The 19,897-nt window shown below is 49.0% G+C and carries 23 protein-coding genes; 8 read left to right on the top strand and 15 right to left on the bottom strand.

Going from position 1 to position 19,897, the window contains the following annotated elements; translation table 11 throughout:
• Positions 1-188: 188 nt before the first annotated feature.
• Together modF and modE are read right to left on the bottom strand one after the other, a co-directional pair.
• Complete coding sequence (modF, locus tag D9742_RS06085; protein ID WP_130236328.1) at positions 189-1,661, bottom strand: molybdate ABC transporter ATP-binding protein ModF; 1,473 nt, start codon at positions 1,659-1,661, stop codon at positions 189-191.
• A 67-nt stretch (positions 1,662-1,728) separates the two neighbouring features.
• Entirely contained in the window at positions 1,729-2,517 is a 789-nt protein-coding gene (modE, locus tag D9742_RS06080; RefSeq protein WP_130236327.1) for a molybdenum-dependent transcriptional regulator, read from the bottom strand.
• Positions 2,518-2,645: 128 nt separating this feature from the next.
• Here modE and acrZ point away from each other — a divergent pair, with 128 nt between their 5' ends.
• The 4 genes from acrZ (at position 2,646) to modC (ending at position 5,485) form a co-directional block, all read left to right on the top strand.
• Positions 2,646-2,795, top strand: a complete 150-nt coding sequence (acrZ, locus tag D9742_RS06075; RefSeq protein WP_047623924.1) for a multidrug efflux pump accessory protein AcrZ — start codon at positions 2,646-2,648, stop codon at positions 2,793-2,795.
• Positions 2,796-2,961: 166 nt separating this feature from the next.
• Positions 2,962-3,735 (top strand): molybdate ABC transporter substrate-binding protein, encoded by a 774-nt coding sequence (modA, locus tag D9742_RS06070; RefSeq protein WP_130236326.1) that lies wholly within the window; start codon positions 2,962-2,964, stop codon positions 3,733-3,735.
• Positions 3,735-4,424: a molybdate ABC transporter permease subunit gene (gene modB, locus D9742_RS06065; RefSeq protein WP_130236325.1), complete on the top strand. Its 690-nt coding sequence runs from the start codon at positions 3,735-3,737 to the stop codon at positions 4,422-4,424. The genes modA and modB overlap by 1 nt, the downstream gene beginning before the upstream one ends.
• 2 nt (positions 4,425-4,426) lie before the next feature.
• Complete coding sequence (gene modC / locus D9742_RS06060; protein WP_130236324.1) at positions 4,427-5,485, top strand: molybdenum ABC transporter ATP-binding protein ModC; 1,059 nt, start codon at positions 4,427-4,429, stop codon at positions 5,483-5,485.
• Here the strand turns inward: modC and ybhA are convergent, their stop codons facing one another.
• On the bottom strand, positions 5,486-6,304 hold the full coding sequence (gene ybhA, locus D9742_RS06055) for a bifunctional pyridoxal phosphate/fructose-1,6-bisphosphate phosphatase (RefSeq protein ID WP_130236323.1): 819 nt from the start codon (positions 6,302-6,304) through the stop codon (positions 5,486-5,488).
• Between the two features lie 154 nt (positions 6,305-6,458).
• Between ybhA and pgl the strand changes: the two genes are divergently transcribed.
• A complete protein-coding gene (gene pgl, locus D9742_RS06050; RefSeq protein WP_130236322.1) occupies positions 6,459-7,454 on the top strand; it encodes a 6-phosphogluconolactonase in 996 nt (331 codons plus the stop codon).
• A 41-nt stretch (positions 7,455-7,495) separates the two neighbouring features.
• On the opposite strand, the gene D9742_RS06045 is transcribed toward pgl, so the two are convergent.
• Positions 7,496-8,449: a LysR family transcriptional regulator gene (locus tag D9742_RS06045; RefSeq protein WP_130236321.1), complete on the bottom strand. Its 954-nt coding sequence runs from the start codon at positions 8,447-8,449 to the stop codon at positions 7,496-7,498.
• Between the two features lie 183 nt (positions 8,450-8,632).
• Here D9742_RS06045 and D9742_RS06040 point away from each other — a divergent pair, with 183 nt between their 5' ends.
• From D9742_RS06040 to D9742_RS06030, 3 genes are all read left to right on the top strand, one after another.
• Complete coding sequence (locus tag D9742_RS06040) at positions 8,633-9,685, top strand: 4-oxalomesaconate tautomerase (RefSeq protein WP_130236320.1); 1,053 nt, start codon at positions 8,633-8,635, stop codon at positions 9,683-9,685.
• 75 nt (positions 9,686-9,760) lie between these two features.
• Positions 9,761-11,194 (top strand): anion permease, encoded by a 1,434-nt coding sequence (locus D9742_RS06035; RefSeq protein ID WP_130236319.1) that lies wholly within the window; start codon positions 9,761-9,763, stop codon positions 11,192-11,194.
• A 182-nt stretch (positions 11,195-11,376) separates the two neighbouring features.
• Entirely contained in the window at positions 11,377-13,638 is a 2,262-nt protein-coding gene (locus D9742_RS06030; RefSeq protein ID WP_130236318.1) for a hydratase, read from the top strand.
• 234 nt (positions 13,639-13,872) lie between these two features.
• On the opposite strand, the gene D9742_RS06025 is transcribed toward D9742_RS06030, so the two are convergent.
• The 11 genes from D9742_RS06025 to D9742_RS23220 all read right to left on the bottom strand — a co-directional run.
• Complete coding sequence (locus D9742_RS06025; RefSeq protein WP_130236317.1) at positions 13,873-15,156, bottom strand: putative acyl-CoA thioester hydrolase; 1,284 nt, start codon at positions 15,154-15,156, stop codon at positions 13,873-13,875.
• Between the two features lie 135 nt (positions 15,157-15,291).
• Positions 15,292-16,362: a tyrosine-type recombinase/integrase gene (locus tag D9742_RS06020; RefSeq protein WP_130236316.1), complete on the bottom strand. Its 1,071-nt coding sequence runs from the start codon at positions 16,360-16,362 to the stop codon at positions 15,292-15,294.
• Positions 16,340-16,558 carry an excisionase gene (locus D9742_RS06015; RefSeq protein ID WP_001337487.1) on the bottom strand — a complete coding sequence of 73 codons (219 nt, stop codon included), beginning with the start codon at positions 16,556-16,558 and terminating at the stop codon, positions 16,340-16,342. The genes D9742_RS06020 and D9742_RS06015 overlap by 23 nt, the downstream gene beginning before the upstream one ends.
• A gap of 106 nt (positions 16,559-16,664) precedes the next feature.
• A complete protein-coding gene (locus tag D9742_RS06010; protein WP_130210877.1) occupies positions 16,665-17,009 on the bottom strand; it encodes a hypothetical protein in 345 nt (114 codons plus the stop codon).
• A gap of 64 nt (positions 17,010-17,073) precedes the next feature.
• On the bottom strand, positions 17,074-17,388 hold the full coding sequence (locus D9742_RS06005) for a hypothetical protein (RefSeq protein WP_130210875.1): 315 nt from the start codon (positions 17,386-17,388) through the stop codon (positions 17,074-17,076).
• A 336-nt stretch (positions 17,389-17,724) separates the two neighbouring features.
• Entirely contained in the window at positions 17,725-18,426 is a 702-nt protein-coding gene (locus D9742_RS05995; protein WP_130210873.1) for a hypothetical protein, read from the bottom strand.
• A 272-nt stretch (positions 18,427-18,698) separates the two neighbouring features.
• Positions 18,699-18,857: a DNA polymerase III subunit theta gene (locus D9742_RS05990; RefSeq protein WP_105269881.1), complete on the bottom strand. Its 159-nt coding sequence runs from the start codon at positions 18,855-18,857 to the stop codon at positions 18,699-18,701.
• On the bottom strand, positions 18,850-19,260 hold the full coding sequence (locus tag D9742_RS05985) for a hypothetical protein (protein WP_130236315.1): 411 nt from the start codon (positions 19,258-19,260) through the stop codon (positions 18,850-18,852). Before D9742_RS05985 ends, D9742_RS05990 begins: the two co-directional genes overlap by 8 nt.
• Entirely contained in the window at positions 19,257-19,421 is a 165-nt protein-coding gene (locus D9742_RS05980) for a DUF2737 family protein (RefSeq protein ID WP_130236314.1), read from the bottom strand. The genes D9742_RS05985 and D9742_RS05980 overlap by 4 nt, the downstream gene beginning before the upstream one ends.
• A 10-nt stretch (positions 19,422-19,431) precedes the next feature.
• On the bottom strand, positions 19,432-19,725 hold the full coding sequence (locus D9742_RS05975) for a phage anti-RecBCD protein (RefSeq protein WP_064529150.1): 294 nt from the start codon (positions 19,723-19,725) through the stop codon (positions 19,432-19,434).
• 13 nt (positions 19,726-19,738) lie between these two features.
• The coding region (locus D9742_RS23220; protein ID WP_130236313.1) for a single-stranded DNA-binding protein at positions 19,739-19,897 on the bottom strand (159 nt) is incomplete at its 5' end.

Genomic DNA, 19,897 nt, shown 5'->3' with positions numbered 1-19,897 from the left:
CATGGAATAAATTAGTGGAATCGTTTACACAAGAATTTAGCCATTTTTTATGCGTGATTAATTGATTATAAAACAGAGGGTTTGTGAATGGTTGCGCTTTTTATCTGAAAAAAAGACGCGTTTTCATGCCTGGATGCGTCTGACCGTGGGCCGGATAACGCGTTTACGCCACATCCGGCACTACCGACTCAATTTATTTTTGTCAGCACATAGCGATAGAGTCCACCATCCGGCACGAACTCCAGACGATGGGTAATACAAGCTGGCGCATCTTCAGCGTGGTGTGAAACAAACAACAATTGCGTTTCACCTTCGCTAATCAGCACATCAACAAAACGGCGAATAAGCTGGCGATTCAGTGGATCAAGCCCCTGCAATGGTTCGTCGAGAATAAGCAATGTGGGATGCTTCACCAGTGCGCGGACGATCAGCGCCAGACGCTGCTGTCCCCAGGAAAGACTATGGAAAGGAGCGTCAGCCGTGCGTTTATCAATGCCGAGAATATCCAGCCACTGCTGCACCAGCTTTTGCTGGCGATCCGAAACGGCCTGATAAATGCCAATCGAATCAAAATAGCCCGAAAGAATAACGTTACGCACGGTAGTACTGACACGGTAATCCAGATGCAAACTACTGCTGACGTAACCAATATGTTTTTTGATGTCCCAGATGGTTTCACCGCTGCCGCGACGTCGGCCGAAAAGCGTTAAATCGTTGCTGTATCCCTGCGGATGATCGCCAGTGATAAGGCTCAATAACGTTGATTTTCCCGCGCCATTTGGCCCGACAATTTGCCAGTGCTCGCCCGGATTCACCCGCCAACTAAGGTTATTAAGAATGGGGCGATCGTTATAAGAAACCACGCCATTGTTCAGCACAATGCGCGGTTCGTTGGCGGGCAGGGCGTGACGCGCCGAAGGTTCATCTGGTTCCGGCAGTTGCACGCCATCAAGCCGTTCACTGTGCGCTAGTTGCGCAACGAGTGCCTGCTGGAGTAGTTCCTCTTTAGCGCCAGTTTCCGCTAACGTGCAATCCGCCAGCACGCCGGCAAACTGGACAAATTCCGGGATCTCATCGAAGCGATTGAGCACCAGTACCAGGGTAATACCGGACTGATGTAACGAGGCGAGTAATTCTGCCAGTTGCTGACGTGAGGCAACATCCAGACCATCGAACGGTTCATCAAGAATCAATAAGTCAGGCTCCGACATCAGTGCCTGACACAGCAGGGTTTTACGCGTCTCGCCAGTGGAAAGGTATTTAAAGCGTCGGTCGAGAAGGGCGGTAATGCCGAACTGCTGCGCCAGCTGCGTGCAACGCTGTGCATCCTTAACTTCATCCTGAATGATCTCAGCCGTGGTACGCCCGGTGTCATCTTCGCCAGGGCCGAGCATATCGGTGTTATTGCGCTGCCATTCGTCGCTGACAAGCTTTTGCAATTGCTCGAAGGAGAGACGAGTGATGTGGGAAAACTGGCTTTGCCGTTCACCTTTCAATAGTGGAAGTTCTCCCGCCAGCGCGCGGGCCAGCGCCGACTTGCCACTACCGTTAGAACCGACAAACGCCCAACTATCACCCGCGTTTAACGTTAGCTGAGGCAATTGCAGCGTTTTTGTGTCGCTAAGACGAAACGTGCCTTGCAAAATTTGCAATGATGACATTTTGTATCCCATTTTTTGCAGCGATTAATGACAGGGATACGTGTTTCATAACAAATTGTCAACACGCTTAGCAAAGCGTGGCGATAATCACGCTGTCGGCGTTGAAGTAAGCCGTGACATTCTGCCCTTGTTCAAGAGAAGCTGCTTCATTTACCGGCACCGTGGCGCACAAGGTTTGCCCGTCAGGTAACGCCATTAACACTTCGCATTGTTCTGCGCCTCGCTCTATATGGCGAATAATGCCCGGCAATTGGTTGTCGGCACTCTGGGCTACAGCGTCATCCTGGGTAATGTTCACCCACGGCGCTTTCAGCAGAATCAACACTTCTTTGCCTTCATCCAGCCCCAGACGCGCACCGCTTTGTGCGGTAATCGCGGCTTTCAGGCGCGTTTTACCGTCTGCCAGTAACACGTCTACATGTTGTTGAACATCATCATTATTACGAGCGGTGATCGTACCGAACCACTGGTTACGGGCACTGGTCTGCAGTGAAAAACGTGAGATGGCTGCCAGCAGACTATTGAGCGGCAGGGCGTCGTCATCACTTAACACATCAAAGGCTTTTTGCTGGATCTGGGCGAGCAGATCGTAAAGCTGAATCAGTCGTTGGCCATAGCGAGTCAGCATCGCACCGCCGCCGCCTTTTCCGCCTGTTGCGCGCTCAACCAGCGTATGCTCGCTTAACTGATTCATTTCGTTAATGGCATCCCAGGCGCTTTTATAGCTGATACCGGCATCTTTCGCCCCCTGGCTGATGGAACCGGAAAGCGCAATATGTTTTAGTAGTGAAATGCGGCGTGGGTCGGCAAAGAGCTTTTGTTGAAGCTTAAGGGTGAGAAGGATTTCGGCCTGCATAACAATGTCCTGGCAAAAATCTTATTGTGACGGAAAATGAGCGCCACGCAAAGCTGACCGCACAAAAGGGGAGTGCTTTTCTGTGTTTAACGGTTAGAATAGTCACAGGACTACATCTGGAGTTGACCATGTTAGAGTTATTAAAAAGTCTGGTATTCGCCGTAATTATGGTACCTGTCGTGATGGCCATCATCCTGGGTCTGATTTACGGTCTTGGTGAAGTATTCAACATCTTTTCTGGTGTTGGTAAAAAAGACCAGCCCAGACAAAATCATTGATTCCCTGAATGCCCGCTTTTGCGGGCGTTATCTTTTTTCTCAACTTCCTGCTTTTCCTGCCGATATTTTTTCTAGCTACCTCTCAAAGGTTAACAATAACTGCTGGGAAAATTCTGAACTTACCGTTATATTGACGCCTACATAACGTTATATAAAGGGGTTATAAATGGCGCGTAAATGGTTAAATCTGGTTGCCGGAGCGGCACTCTCTTTCACTGTTGCTGGCAATGCATTGGCGGACGAAGGGAAAATCACGGTTTTTGCGGCAGCATCGCTGACGAACGCAATGCAGGACATTGCTACGCAGTATAAAAAAGAGAAAGGCGTGGATGTGGTTTCTTCTTTTGCCTCGTCTTCTACCCTGGCCCGTCAGATTGAAGCGGGTGCGCCTGCGGATCTGTTTATTTCTGCCGATCAGAAATGGATGGATTATGCGGATGATAAAAAAGCGATCGATACAGCTACGCGTCAGACACTGCTCGGCAATAGCCTGGTCGTTGTAGCAGCGAAAGCCAGCGAGCAGAAAGATTTCACCATCGACAGCAAAACCAACTGGACTTCGCTGCTGAATGGCGGTCGTCTGGCTGTTGGCGATCCTGAACATGTTCCTGCTGGCATTTATGCGAAAGAAGCACTGCAAAAACTGGGCGCATGGGATACGCTCTCTCCGAAACTGGCCCCAGCAGAAGATGTACGTGGGGCGCTGGCGCTGGTCGAACGTAACGAAGCGCCTCTGGGCATTGTCTACGGTTCTGACGCAGTTGCCAGCAAAGGGGTAAAAGTAGTCGCCACCTTCCCGGAAGATTCGCATAAAAAAGTGGAATATCCGGTTGCTGTCGTGGAAGGACATAACAACGCCACGGTGAAAGCATTTTATGATTATTTGAAAGGGCCGCAGGCAGCGGAAATCTTTAAACGTTACGGATTTACAGCTAAGTAATGATACTGACCGATCCAGAATGGCAGGCGGTTTTGCTAAGCCTGAAAGTTTCTTCCCTGGCTGTGCTGTTTAGCCTGCCGTTTGGGATCTTTTTTGCCTGGTTACTGGTGCGTTGCACGTTTCCGGGCAAAGCTCTGCTCGATAGCGTACTGCATCTACCGCTGGTGTTACCGCCAGTGGTTGTCGGTTATCTGCTGCTGGTTTCTATGGGGCGGCGCGGATTTATCGGCGAACGCCTGTATGACTGGTTTGGCATTACCTTCGCCTTTAGCTGGCGCGGCGCGGTTCTCGCTGCCGCAGTCATGTCTTTTCCGCTGATGGTGAGGGCGATTCGTCTGGCGCTGGAAGGGGTTGATGTCAAACTTGAACAAGCCGCAAGAACGCTGGGGGCCGGGCGCTGGCGTGTTTTCTTTACTATCACATTACCGCTGACGTTGCCGGGAATTATCGTCGGTACGGTACTGGCGTTCGCTCGTTCGCTCGGTGAATTTGGCGCAACGATCACCTTTGTTTCGAACATTCCAGGCGAAACGCGGACCATTCCTTCTGCCATGTATACCCTGATCCAGACTCCAGGCGGTGAAAGCGGCGCAGCGAGACTGTGCATTATTTCTATTGTGCTGGCGATGATCTCCCTGTTGATTTCAGAGTGGCTGGCGAGAGTCAGTCGTGAACGGGCGGGGCGCTAATCATGCTGGAACTGAATTTTTCCCAGACGTTGGGCAACCATTGCCTGACGATTAATGAAAAGCTGCCCGCCAACGGCATCACAGCTATCTTTGGCGTCTCTGGTGCCGGAAAAACATCGCTGATTAATGCCATCAGTGGCCTGACGCGCCCGCAAAAAGGGCGGATTGTTCTCAATGGTCGGGTACTAAATGACGCCGAAAAAGGGATCTGCCTGACGCCTGAAAAACGCCGCGTTGGCTATGTTTTTCAGGATGCGCGACTGTTTCCGCATTACAAAGTGCGCGGCAATCTGCGCTACGGCATGGCGAAAAGTATGGTCGATCAGTTTGATAAGCTGGTGGCGCTTTTAGGCATTGAACCGTTGCTTGATCGTTTACCAGGGAGTCTTTCCGGGGGAGAAAAACAGCGTGTGGCAATTGGCCGGGCATTGCTGACGGCTCCGGAATTATTATTGCTGGATGAACCGCTGGCGTCGCTGGATCTTCCGCGAAAACGCGAGCTATTGCCTTATCTGCAACGGTTGACGCGGGAAATCAACATTCCGATGTTGTATGTCAGTCATTCGCTGGATGAGATCCTCCATCTGGCGGACAAAGTGATGGTACTGGAAAACGGTCAGGTGAAGGCGTTCGGTGCGCTGGAAGAAGTGTGGGGCAGTAGCGTGATGAATCCGTGGCTGCCGAAAGAGCAACAAAGTAGCATTCTGAAAGTAACGGTACTGGAACATCATCCGCGTTACGCGATGACCGCGCTGGCGCTGGGCGATCAGCATTTGTGGGTTAATAAGCTGGATGAACCGCTGCAAGCCGCGCTACGCATCCGCATCCAGGCTTCCGATGTTTCTTTGGTTTTACAACCGCCGCAACAAACCAGCATCCGCAATGTGCTGCGCGCCAAAGTCGTCAATAGCTATGACGACAACGGTCAGGTGGAAGTGGAACTGGAAGTTGGCGGTAAAACGCTGTGGGCGCGGATAAGCCCGTGGGCCAGGGATGAACTGGCGATCAAACCTGGCCTGTGGCTATACGCGCAAATTAAAAGTGTCTCGATAACCGCCTGATTAAATCAGGTGGCTATAAATGAACTGGGCAATGCTGTCGGTGGTGTTATCACCAATCACAATGTTGGCGCGCGCTTTTACCGCGTCATCGGCGTTGCCCATCGCCACGCCTGTACCAGCGGCTTCCAGCATACTGATATCATTGAAGTTATCGCCGAATGCGACTACGTTTTCCATCGACCAGCCTTGCGCCTCAACCCATTTCGTCAGGCGTTTGCCTTTACTGTTGCCGCCGCGCGCAATATCAACCTGATCGTGCCAGGACCATTCACACTCCAGACCCAACTCATGTTCAACATGCTTACCAAAATGCTGTAACTGCGGCAGTTCATCGTGCGTGAGAGCGAACTTCCACACGGCGTTAACTTGTTGCGCTGTTTCAGCCAGAGAAGCGACTTGTGTGAAAGTCGGGCGCTGTTCTGGCGGCAAAGTCTGCGCCCAGTTAGAAGTGCGAATGACATGTCCGGTCGGATGCTCATAAACCATTGCGTCATCCACATACATCAGACCGTGAATGTGGTGTTCATTCAACATCTCAATGAGTTGCAGGGCTTTGTTAACAGGCATTGGATCGGCTTCAAGCACAGTTTTTGCATGATAATCATACAAATAGGTGCCATTACAGCAAATAGCAGGTGTATCCAGCGCCAGCGCCTGATAAAAAGGATGAATAGCGACGTGATGGCGACCCGTGACGATAATCAATTGGTAACCTGCTTCGCGAGCGCGGGCAAGGGCTTCAATCGATGAGGGAAGCAGAGTCTTTTTGGGTGTCAATAAGGTGCCGTCTAAGTCGAGAGCAATCACGCGTGTGGTCATGGCGTTTTCCAGATTAAGGTTAAGAATTTTCGTCTGCGCGAATGGTACACCGATACCACTATTGGACAAAATTCTGAGTTTTAATTCAGCATTCACCGCCAAAAGCGACTAATTTTAGCTGTTAAAGTCAGTTGCTAAATGCAAAGGAGCATTCATGAAGCAAACAGTTTATATCGCCAGCCCTGAGAGCCAGCAAATTCACGTCTGGAACCTGAATCATGAAGGCGTGCTGACGCTGACACAGGTTGTCGATGTGCCGGGGCAGGTGCAGCCGATGGTGGTCAGCCCGGATAAACGTTATCTCTATGTCGGCGTTCGCCCGGAGTTTCGTGTTCTGGCGTATCGTATTGCACCGGACGATGGCGCGTTGACCTTTGCCGCAGAGTCTGCGTTGCCGGGTAGCCCGACGCATATTTCCACCGATCACCAGGGGCAATTTGTCTTTGTCGGCTCTTATAATGCGGGCAATGTAAGCGTAACGCGACTGGAAGATGGCCTGCCAGTGGGCGTCGTCGATGTGGTTGAGGGACTGGACGGCTGCCATTCCGCCAATATTTCACCGGATAACCGCACCCTGTGGGTTCCGGCATTAAAGCAGGATCGTATTTGCCTGTTTACCGTCAGCGATGACGGTCATCTGGTGGCGCAGGAACCGGCGGAAGTGACTACCGTTGAAGGGGCCGGCCCGCGTCATATGGTATTCCATCCAAACGAACAATATGCGTATTGTGTCAATGAGTTAAACAGTTCAGTGGATGTCTGGGAACTGAAAGATCCACACGGCAATATCGAATGCGTACAGACGCTGGATATGATGCCAGAAAACTTCTCCGACACCCGTTGGGCTGCTGATATTCATATCACTCCGGATGGTCGCCATTTGTATGCCTGCGACCGTACCGCCAGTCTGATTACCGTTTTCAGCGTTTCGGAAGATGGCAGCGTGTTGAGTAAAGAAGGATACCAGCCAACTGAAACCCAACCACGTGGCTTTAATGTTGATCACAGTGGCAAGTATCTGATTGCCGCCGGGCAAAAATCGCACCACATCTCGGTATACGAAATTGCCGGCGAGCAGGGGCTGCTGCATGAAAAAGGCCGCTATGCGGTAGGGCAGGGGCCAATGTGGGTTGTGGTGAACGCACACTAACCGCTGATTTACCCGGCGCTGAATCTCCTGCGCCGGGAGTATTAACCCATCTCCTGTAACGCATGTCTCTGGCGTTCGACGATATTGGTCCACAAATTGTCTTTATCGTCAGTCCACAAATTAATCAGCAAGGCAAAAAAGCGTTCTGCTGCTGGAGAAAGTACGGCATCTTTACGGCGAATTATTCCCAATGTTCGACGAATGACCGGTTCCACCAATGGGATTCCAATAATCGAAGAATAGGGCGCATGAGGCATTGCCAGGCCAGGAAGCGCCGAAATCCCTAGTCCAGCTTCCACCAATCCTAATGAGGTCGAAAGATGGCGAACTTCGTAAAACCAGTCCAGCTTCCAGGGCTTGTCGGCTAGCTGTTGTTCTATCAACAGTCGGTTGCCGCTGGAGGAGCGTACGCCAATCATTTTGTAACCTACTAACTCCTGCCATTCTACAAGCTGCTTTTTGGCCAATGGATGGTCACGCCGACAGGCCAGCACGAACGGCTCGTTGACCAGTGGGGTAAAATCAATAGATGAATTTGTGACATTGTTCATGTTTATGCCAAAGTCAGATTCGTTGCATAGCACCGATTCCATACAATTATTCGTGCCTTGTTCCAGAATCCGCACTTTAATATTGGGATACAGCTCATTAAATTTACCGATTGCCAATGGCAAAAAATAAAATACCGCGGTCGGAATACACGCTAACGTCACCATACCTCGATGATAAGCATTCATATCGCGAATATTAAAAAGCGTTTCATCTAATTTCTTTATTAATTCCCGCGCCTCCGGGAGTAACCTTTTTCCTGCTTTTGTTAATGTAACCTTGCGAGTTGTGCGCTCAAAGAGCTGAACATGTAAATCCTCTTCCATCTTTTTTATTCTGCGTGTTAATGCAGGTTGCGTAATATTGAGTAATTTAGCAGCATTGTTAAATGAGCTGGACTCTGCCAGCGTAACAAATGCCTTCATACTTGATAGTTCATGCTTCATTATTACTCCGAAAAATGGAAGCGATGCGTTTTAGTGATTTACTGTTAAACAGTTTAACTGCAATTTAATCACTTAAATTAATGAAAAAATGTTATTAATCGTGGAGCTAAAGTCATTAGAGATGCTTTGCCCTTAATGTAACCATATCGCAATAAGTTATGTTTTTAAATTGAGGGCATTATTATGAAAAAAATACCCTGCGTGATGATGCGAGGTGGAACCTCGAGGGGCGCGTTCCTGTTAGCGGAACACTTACCCGAAGATCAAACGCAGCGCGATAAAATATTGATGGCAATTATGGGTTCCGGTAACGATCTGGAAATTGACGGTATTGGCGGCGGAAATCCGCTGACCAGTAAAGTCGCCATTATTAGCCGTTCCAGCGATCCGCGTGCTGATGTCGATTATCTGTTTGCTCAGGTTATCGTCCATGAGCAGCGTGTCGATACCACACCAAACTGCGGCAATATGCTATCTGGCGTTGGGGCATTCGCCATTGAAAATGGTTTGATTCCAGCGACATCACCGGTCACCCGTGTTCGTATCCGCAACGTCAATACTGGTACTTTCATCGAAGCTGATGTGCAAACGCCAAATGGTGTTGTCGAGTACGAAGGTAGTGCCAGGATTGACGGCGTACCGGGTACTGCCGCGCCAGTTGCGCTCACTTTCCTGAATGCCGCCGGAACGAAAACCGGAAAAGTTTTCCCGACCGATAATCAGATTGATTATTTCGACGATGTTCCGGTGACCTGTATTGATATGGCGATGCCAGTTGTCATTATTCCCGCTGAATATCTGGGGAAAACTGGGTATGAATTGCCTGCGGAACTGGATGCCGACAAAGCATTATTAGCCCGTATCGAATCAATCCGTTTACAAGCCGGTAAAGCCATGGGCTTAGGGGATGTCAGCAATATGGTGATTCCTAAACCTGTGCTTATTTCACCTGCACAGAAAGGCGGTGCGATTAATGTGCGTTATTTTATGCCGCACTCATGTCATCGCGCGTTGGCTATTACGGGGGCTATTGCTATTTCCAGTAGCTGTGCGTTGGAAGGCACCGTCACCCGACAAATCGTCCCTTCTGTGGGGTACGGCAATATCAATATTGAACACCCCAGTGGTGCGCTTGATGTTCATTTAAGTAATGAAGGTCAGGATGCCGCAACGTTACGCGCATCTGTTATTCGGACGGCCAGAAAAATATTTTCCGGTGAAGTTTATCTTCCCTGAAAAATTTTGTTGTCGTGATAAGGACAATCAATAAAGGAATTCTGTATGAGTAATACAGAAAGCTCAGGATATTAAATGAATAAAAAATCATTATGGAAGCTAATTCTGATATTAGCGATCCCATGTATTATTGGTGTTATGCCAGCACCGGCAGGATTAAGCGAACTGGCATGGGTACTTTTTGGTATTTATCTGGCGGCAATTGTGGGTCTGGTTATCAAGCCTTTCCCGGAACCTGTCGTATTGTTAATTGCCGTTGCTGCCTCCATGGTGGTGGTCGGTAACTTATCCGACGGTGCGTTTAAAACCACCGCCGTACTAAGCGGTTACTCTTCCGGTACAACCTGGCTGGTATTCTCAGCGTTCACCTTAAGCGCCGCGTTTGTAACTACTGGCTTAGGTAAACGTATCGCCTATTTGCTGATTGGTAAAATCGGTAATACCACGCTGGGGCTGGGCTACGTTACGGTATTTCTCGATCTGGTACTTGCTCCGGCAACGCCGTCTAACACCGCGCGTGCGGGCGGCATCGTGTTACCGATAATCAACAGCGTGGCAGTGGCTTTGGGATCAGAACCGGAAAAAAGTCCGCGTCGTGTTGGACATTACCTGATGATGTCCATTTACATGGTCACCAAAACCACCAGTTATATGTTCTTTACCGCAATGGCGGGGAACATTCTGGCGCTGAAAATGATCAACGACATTCTGCACCTGCAAATTAGCTGGGGTGGATGGGCGCTGGCCGCCGGATTGCCGGGCATCATTATGCTGCTGGTTACTCCGCTGGTGATTTACACCATGTATCCGCCAGAAATTAAGAAGGTGGATAACAAAACTATCGCTAAAGCCGGTCTTGCTGAACTGGGACCGATGAAAATCCGCGAAAAAATGCTGCTCGTTGTGTTTGTGCTGGCACTGCTTGGCTGGATTTTCAGTAAGAGCCTGGGTGTTGATGAATCTTCAGTGGCTATTGTTGTTATGGCGACCATGCTGCTGCTGGGTATCGTTACCTGGGAAGACGTGGTTAAAAATAAAGGCGGCTGGAATACATTAATCTGGTACGGCGGTATTATCGGTTTAAGCTCATTATTATCGAAAGTTAAATTCTTCGAATGGTTAGCTGAAGTCTTTAAAAATAACCTGGCATTTGATGGTCACGGTAACGTTGCCTTCTTCGTTATTATTTTCCTTAGCATCATCGTGCGTTATTTCTTCGCTTCCGGTAGTGCCTATATCGTTGCCATGTTGCCGGTATTTGCCATGCTGGCGAATGTCTCCGGTGCACCGTTAATGTTAACTGCGCTGGCGCTGCTTTTCTCCAACTCCTATGGCGGCATGGTTACTCACTATGGCGGCGCGGCAGGTCCGGTCATCTTTGGTGTGGGTTACAACGATATTAAATCCTGGTGGTTGGTCGGTGCGGTGCTGACGATATTAACCTTCCTGGTGCATATCACCCTCGGCGTGTGGTGGTGGAATATGCTGATCGGCTGGAACATGCTGTAAATATACTCGTCATACTTCAAGTTGCATGTGCTGCGTCTGCGTTCGCTCACCCCAGTCACTTACTTATGTAAGCTCCTGGGGATTCACTCGCTTGTCGCCTTCCTGCAACTCGAATTATTTAGAGTATATCCATTTATTATCATTCTGCGCACTTACCGGTGCGCAGATATCTGGAGCATTTGATGATCAAGTTATCTGAAAAAGGCGTGTTTCTCGCCAGTAATAACGAAATAATTTCCGAAGAACATTTCACCGGCGAAATTAAAAAAGAAGAAGCAAAAAAAGGCACTATTGCCTGGTCTATTCTCTCTTCTCATAACACGTCCGGAAATATGGATAAACTTAAAATTAAGTTTGATTCATTAGCCTCACACGATATTACCTTTGTTGGTATTGTACAGACCGCTAAAGCGTCCGGTATGGAACGTTTCCCGCTGCCGTATGTGCTGACCAACTGCCATAACTCACTCTGCGCCGTCGGCGGCACCATTAACGGTGATGACCATGTTTTTGGTTTATCGGCGGCCCAGCGTTATGGCGGTATTTTTGTGCCTCCGCATATTGCGGTCATCCATCAATATATGCGTGAAATGATGGCAGGCGGCGGCAAAATGATCCTCGGGTCAGACAGCCACACTCGTTACGGTGCATTAGGGACAATGGCAGTCGGTGAGGGCGGCGGCGAGTTGGTAAAACAGCTGCTTAATGACACCTGGGATATCGACTATCCGGGAGTTGTTGCGGTGCATCTGACCGGAAAACCAGCGCCGTATGTCGGGCCGCAGGATGTGGCGCTGGCTATCATCGGTGCCGTGTTCAAAAACGGCTACGTCAAAAACAAAGTGATGGAATTCGTAGGTCCCGGTGTTGCTGCGCTCTCTACCGATTTTCGTAACAGCGTTGACGTTATGACCACTGAAACGACCTGTTTAAGTTCTGTCTGGCAAACCGATGAAGAAGTGCATAACTGGCTGGCGCTGCACGGTCGCGGCCAGGATTACTGCCAGCTTAACCCTCAACCGATGGCGTACTACGATGGCTGCATCAGCGTTGATTTAAGCGCCATCAAACCAATGATTGCGCTGCCGTTCCACCCGAGCAACGTGTATGAAATCGACACACTGAACCAGAACCTGACCGACATTCTGCGTGAGATTGAAATTGAGTCAGAACGCGTGGCGCACGGTAAAGCCAAACTCTCGCTGCTGGACAAAGTGGAAAATGGTCGCCTGAAAGTGCAGCAGGGGATTATCGCGGGCTGTTCTGGCGGTAACTACGAAAACGTCATCGCGGCGGCGAATGCACTGCGCGGTCAATCCTGTGGCAATGACACCTTCTCGCTGGCGGTTTACCCGTCATCACAGCCGGTGTTTATGGATCTCGCCAAAAAAGGTGTGGTAGCAGATTTGATTGGCGCAGGCGCAATCATCAGAACCGCGTTCTGCGGCCCATGCTTTGGCGCGGGCGATACGCCAATCAACAACGGTTTGAGTATTCGCCACACCACGCGTAACTTCCCGAACCGCGAAGGTTCTAAGCCAGCTAATGGGCAGATGTCAGCGGTGGCGTTGATGGACGCTCGTTCTATCGCTGCGACTGCGGCAAACGGTGGCTATTTAACCTCTGCGAGCGAACTCGATTGCTGGGAAAACGTGCCGGAGTACGCCTTCGATGTGACACCGTATAAAAACCGTGTTTATCAGGGCTTTGTGAAAGGGGCGACTCAGCAACCGCTGATTTACGGACCGAACATTAAAGACTGGCCGGAATTGGGTGCGCTGACTGACAATATCGTCCTCAAAGTGTGCTCGAAGATCCTCGACGAAGTGACCACCACCGACGAACTGATTCCTTCCGGGGAAACCTCTTCTTATCGTTCAAATCCGATTGGTCTGGCGGAGTTTACCCTGTCACGCCGCGATCCGGGTTATGTTGGCAGAAGTAAAGCGACTGCTGAGCTGGAAAATCAGCGTCTGGCGGGGAATGTCAGCGAACTGACAGAGGTGTTTGCGCGCATTAAGCAGATTGCTGGTCAGGAAAATATTGACCCGCTGCAAACTGAAATTGGCAGCATGATCTATGCGGTGAAACCAGGCGATGGTTCTGCGCGTGAACAGGCGGCAAGCTGTCAGCGTGTGATTGGCGGTCTGGCGAATATCGCCGAGGAATACGCCACCAAACGCTACCGTTCTAACGTCATCAACTGGGGGATGTTACCGCTGCAGATGGCGGAAGTACCGAACTTTGACGTAGGTGATTACATTTACATCCCTGGCATTAAAGCGGCGCTGGATAATCCGGGTACGACGTTTAAAGGTTATGTGATCCATCAAGATGCGCCGGTAACGGAAATTACGCTTTATATGGAAAGCCTGACGGCCGAAGAGCGCGAGATTATCAAGGCGGGTAGTTTGATTAACTTCAATAAAAACCGTCAGATGTAAAAAGCACCATGTGAATGTGGGTCGCATCCGGCACTTATTGTCGGATGCGATGCTGACGCATCTTATCCGACCTACGAATCGCATCGAATCTGTAGGCCAGATAAGGCATTTACGCAGCATCCGGCACTTATTGTCGGATGCGATGCTGACGCATCTTATCCGACCTACGAATCGCATTGAATCTGTAGGCCGAATAAGGCGTTTACGCCGCATCCGGCAAAAAGTAAATAGCTTTTACTTTTTCGCCTCTGCAACCACTTTACTACCGACGCCGCGGTTATTGTATTCCCACATGCGGTTGTAGTTAGTGTCATTCAGATTGCGCTGTACTTCGTCGCTATCGTCAACGCTGCCGGTGTTACCCGCAAACGGACGATTGGAAATCACCGCATCAGCCCACGGTTTGGCTGTGTTAAAACCTTCGTTGATGGCGCTATCACGAATCACCACCTGACCGTTGGTATTAGCATCAACATCCAGCGAACGGCCCAGTTGTGCGACGCCATCACCAGAAGCATTGAAACGGCTATTTACTGCCAGGAAACCGTAATAGATGTTAGACAGCGTAGCCGGTGCAAACACATACGCTTCTTGCTGGGTACGGGAGTTCACCACGCGGAATTCGGTGTTATCAAACACCACTGCGCCGCGACCAGAAACGATATCCACATCCCCTTCAATGTAACTGTTGGTCACCAGAGTACGTGGCTGACGGTTGGTTTCCAGACGGTTTTGCACACCACTGTTGGTGACAAAGAAGGTATTCTGACGACCAAGAATGTTGACGTTATTGATCTGCACTTTGTCGCCATCAGTACGCAGCGCCACCGCCGGATGGTTACCCGCATCTACGCTATCGCCCAACGTGTTTTCGATGGTCAGGTTTTGCAGTTGCAGGCCATTATTTTGTGACCAGAAGACCGCGGAACACAGAACGCCAATGCTGTTGCTACGTTTGCTCTGGCAGCTATCGTACATATACCACGCTGGTTTACCTGGCATATATTTGCCGCGCGGGTTGACGTCGTGACGCCAGTCGGCAGGGCTCATGCCCCCATCAAGGGAAAGTCCAATTTTCACATCAATCGGTTTTTCGCCTGTACCGTAGACGGTGATTCCACCCGGAGCGGCAGGGATATAGACCGTGCCTTCATACTCACCTGGCATCACGGCAATATACTGGCGTTTATTGGTGCGTTTGATAATTGCCGCATCCACCGCTGCCTGAATAGTCGTGTGCGTCACACCCGGTGTACCCGTCGGTCCGACAACAAAGTCAGGTTGAGCAGGCAGAGTAATAGGTGAAGGATTCCACGCCGCAGCACCTGGCGTCAGGGACGCAAAATAGTGTTGCGCATCGAAATTCTGCGCTTCTTTTGCCGACAGAATCGGCCGAGAAGACGTACCAGGCGCGGTTTGATCAGAAGGACGTTGATCGGGCGGTGTTGAGCTACAGGCGGTCAGCGTCACGCCAAAAGCCAGTGCCAGCGCCAGACGGGAAACTGAAAATGTGTTCACAGGTTGCTCCGGGCTTTGAAATGGAAAAAATGAATCCGTTGAAGCCTGCTTTTTTATACTAAGTTGGCATTATAAAAAAGCATTGCTTATCAATTTGTTGCAACGAACAGGTCACTATCAGTCAAAATAAAATCATTATTTGATTTCAATTTTGTCCCACTCCCTGCCTCTGTTATCACGATACTGTGATGCCATGGTGTCCGACTTATGCCCGAGAAGATGTTGAGCAAATTTATCGCTTATCTGCTTCTCATAGAGTCTTGCAGACAAACTGCGCAACTCGTGAAAGGTTGGCGGATCCCCTTCGAAGGAAAGACCTGATGCTTTTCGTGCGCGCATAAAATACCTTGATACTGTGCCGGATGAAAGCGGTTCACGACGAGTAGATGCAATTATGGTTTCTCCGCCAAGAATCTCTTTGCATTTATCAAGTGTTTCCTTCATTGATATCCCGAGAGCATCAACATGCAATGTTGTAGGGATGGCAATTTTTACGCCTGTTTTGCTTTGCTCGACATAAAGATATCCATCTACGATATCAGACCACTTCATTTCGCATAAATCACCAACTCGCTGCCCGGTAACAACAGCCAGTTCCATTGCAAGTCTGAGCCAACATGGTGATGATTCTGCTGCTTGATAAATTTTCAGGTATTCGTCAGCCGTAAGTCTTGATCTCCTTACCTCTGATTTTGCTGCGCGAGTGGCAGCGACCGGGTTTGTTGTTATATGGCCTTCAGCTATTGCCTCTCGGAATGCATCGCTCAGTGTTGATCTGATTAACTTGGCTGACGCCGCCTTGCCCTCGTCTATGTATCCATTGAGCATTGCCGCAATTTCTTTTGTGGTGATGTCTTCAAGTGGAGCATCAGGCAGACCCCTCCTTATTGCTTTAATTTTGCTCATGTAATTTATGAGTGTCTTCTGCTTGATTCCTCTGCTGGCGAGGATTTTTTCGTAGCGATCAAGCCATGAATGTAACGTAACAGAATTATCACTGTTGATTCTCGCTGTCAGAGGCTTGTGCTTGTGTCCTGAAAATAACTCAATGTTGGCCTGTATAGCTTCAGTGATTGCTATCCTCCTGTCTCGGCCTAATCCAAACTCTTTACCCGTCCTTGGGTCCCTGTAGCAGTAATATCCATTGTTTCTTATATAAAGATTAGGGGGTAAATCCCGGCGCTCATGACTTCGCCTTCTTCCCATTTTTGATCCTCTTCAAAAGGCTACCTGTTACTGGTCGATTTAAGTCAACCTTTACCGCTGATTCGTGGAACAGATACTCTCTTCCATCTTTAACCGGAGGAGGGAATATCCTGCACTCGCGTACCCATCGACGAACTGTTTCAAGGCTTCTTGGGCGTCGCTGGCGTGCGTTCCACTCCTGAAGTGTCAAGTACATCGCAAAGTCTCCGCAATTACACGCAAGAAAAAGCCGCATTGATGCGGCGATGGTAGGTCTGGATATCTTGAGAAATGAACAGGCCTCATCGAGTGTGAGGCTGTGGTTAGTACTTGCGTAGCTCGCTAATTCTTCTGTAAGTTTCTGGTGCTTTGTTTCCGTGTATCTTCATTTCAGACTTCAACAGAGCAACGAGAGAATCCCATTCGTTGAGGATGCCTTTGAATGCCGGAACGCGCTTTGCAACCTTGTCGAATGAATCTCTGATTTCTGGAATCTGCTCAACAAGTGCAACGCATCGTCGGAAATCGGCTGCGTCATGTGGAGCACCGAAGTGATGACCATAGATATTCTTTTTCAGTCCACATGCGATTGAGGCAAGAGTTGCGCTACTGATGCCGACATCGCCAGTCGTTTGCCATTTCAAAATCTTCATAGCCAAATCTGACATTTCTTGTCTCCAATAAAAAACCGCCATCAGGCGGCTTGGTGTTCTTTCAGTTCTTAAATTCGAATCAGCCTTTGGTCACCCAGCATTGTGAGTCACCATTACACGGGCATGAATTAACAGGAACTCTCTCGCCGCACTTACCGCAACGTTTTATGCTGATCGATTTTATACGCCAGCGCACAAGTGCATCATCCTGGCGGCTCAGTAACGCGATGTACTCACCAAACTCGTAAGGCGCACGCCTGAAGCGACGCGTGGCACAGTTACGCTCCAGCATTTCAATTTCCTGAGCATCAAGTACAAGCTCCAGCTTACGCATACCGGATGATGCTTGCTTGGCTCTCTGATCGGCTTTGCGCTCTGCTGCTGATTTAGCCATTCTGCTTTTCCTGCATCAGGAGAAAGACAATCATAGCGGCGCGGATGCTTCCGATATCTCTTTATGCGATAAGCACATACAAGCAGCGAACCATCAACTGGAGTGAGTGAGGAATCGACCACAAGCAACGCCCCTTGCAATATGCCTTCGCGGTAATGGCTGTCACCCGCGGAACAATTTATCTGCTGGCTGCATGAAAAGCCAGCAATACAACTTTTGCTGACTTTCCACCGTTAACGCGACACAACCTTTGTTCCTGAGCTTCACGTTGCAGAGCCGATAATCTCCGTCTCTTTAAATTAAAAAGACGGAGACTATTAAAAACTCATTAAAACATCAGGAAACAACAGATTCCCCGTAAAACGCTACAGCCTGTGCAGACTGGGAGTCCATATCATCATGGAGATCTCTGGAGTATGGGAGGGAGTTGACTGTCGATATAAATATACTGTCATTTTCTAAAGTGAAAATTTCTGATTCGAGACTACCAATATCACCACGTACAGGATTAGTCCACCCACTAAACAGTAAAAATCCCCATTCCTGAAAAAGCCCGGAATTCACTTCACGTTTTACATCATGAAACATTTCTCCCGTCAGTTCATCGAAAGGGACATTATTGATATCGCGTCGTGCCGGGACAGTCCCTTTTTTATCCTCAATCCAAAACAATGCATCGTAAAATCTGTCCGACGTTGCGGTACGAGGTTTAAAGAAGCGATAAGGTTTAATTAAATAAGATGACACATTTTTCCCTGTGGCTTTATCCTTCGCAAAAATAACAAATGTTTTACCAATGCAACTTTCATCAATATCATTTGAAAATGACACCACGCCGTCCTGATTTACAGTCAGCGAATTGTCTCCCGCATTGGTGACAACACTCCAGTCCAACGTATTATTATTGACAACATCATTGTCAACCACCATCTGAAATGTCGCGCCTGGAAATAATGTTTTCGGGAATGAACCATTAGCCATGTCTTTTTTTATATCGAACACATGGTGGCTCACTAGAACACCGGTAATTTTGGGCATAAAAAACTCCTTACTTGTTTAATTGAAATGCGATCAATAAATTCGATCACCAAAGAGATATTATTACTTTTACAAGAATAAATGTTGTTATTTGTTTATTATAAAACAATCATCACCCAGAAAAGAAAAAGATGCAGCTCGTTAACAAAAACCTTTGTGGCATATTAAGGTTGTGTCGCGTTAACGGTGGAAAGTCAGCAGATAAAATTGTTCTGTGGGTGACAATCCATCACCCTGAGGATGCTGATATTGCCCCTTGCGCATCATGTGGATTAATTCAACGCCGGCCAGTATCGTAGCCGTTCCATGAAATAGGTGTGCAAGTTCTCCGGTTGCTCACGGGCTACCTGTTCTGCAATTACCGGTATATTCATCCGCTCTTTGTAGGCAACGCCGCTGGCGGCCAGGTCAACGTTGAAGTGGTCAACCAAAACTGGCCACCGAGTTAGAGTTTTTCCAGTTGTCGCGTATATCAGATGCAAGCGACTGTTCGGATTTTGAGTTACATTTCTGTGCAAACATCTCCAATCCCTGCGCCCGGACTTCAGCCAAGAAAGCGTCGGTGGCTGGGGTTTCGCTGTGGTGCAGGGCATCATTGATAATCATCGCAGCTACTCCGGCCTGTCCTGCGTCCGTGACCGACACATGCTCAAGAGTTACGGCCATTGCGTTTTTCAGCCCAGCATTCTCCTCCGCCAGCGCCGCGCATTTAGCTTCAAGTTCACCGAACTTACGCACCAGATATTCAGCGTTTGTTTCGTTAACCTTTAAATCTCGTGGGATGCATTTACCTTTCAGAAATCCATCTATCTCAATTAGTGACATTTGTTTCATTTCTTCCCACTCCGCCACATCGCATTCAGATATTTGTTTTGACTCACTGAAGGAAAAGAATTTCGCTTAAGCAATTCCTCTCTCGATGGCATTGGCTTTACGCGTTGGCGAATAATCATTTCTGCCGGAAGAATGCCGGGATTGTATGCAAGTCCTCTCATGGTAAATTCCTCAGTCATTACTGATAGCGCCATAGCGTGAGCGGTAATTACGCAGGCGCGGGTCAATTTCAGGGAAGTGGGTATATGTGGCTTTGCGGAATGGTCGGATTGATGTCTGGTAAATTCGCTCGCGTTCTTCTTTCTCTGCAAGCCATATACAATGGCGAAATTCCTTTTCCTCTTTCGTTTCCTGCGGTAGCGACATTATCAGGTCGTAGTTTTTTCTGAATTTATCCAGCACCTCCAATACGGAATTGCCGGAACAGCGGCGCGCGTCGTCCGCACCATACAGAGGCGCTGGCATGGTTTTCTCCTGATTAAATTGCGTGAATAGCGTGACGAGGGAAGGGGAGAGTTACTGGTGCAAAGGGTATATCGTCGTCAAAATCCATCGGAGGTTCGTTGTGTTGTGCTGGGGATGATTGCTGCTGTGGCTTCTGTGATTGCCTGCTGGCTGCTTGTTGTTTGCTGTCGCC

Origin of the sequence: Escherichia sp. E1V33, from assembly GCF_004211955.1 — a bacterium.
Taxonomy (GTDB): domain Bacteria; phylum Pseudomonadota; class Gammaproteobacteria; order Enterobacterales; family Enterobacteriaceae; genus Escherichia.
The sequence above is the reverse complement of the archived record's forward strand: the minus strand, read 5'-3'. Positions and strand labels throughout refer to the sequence as shown.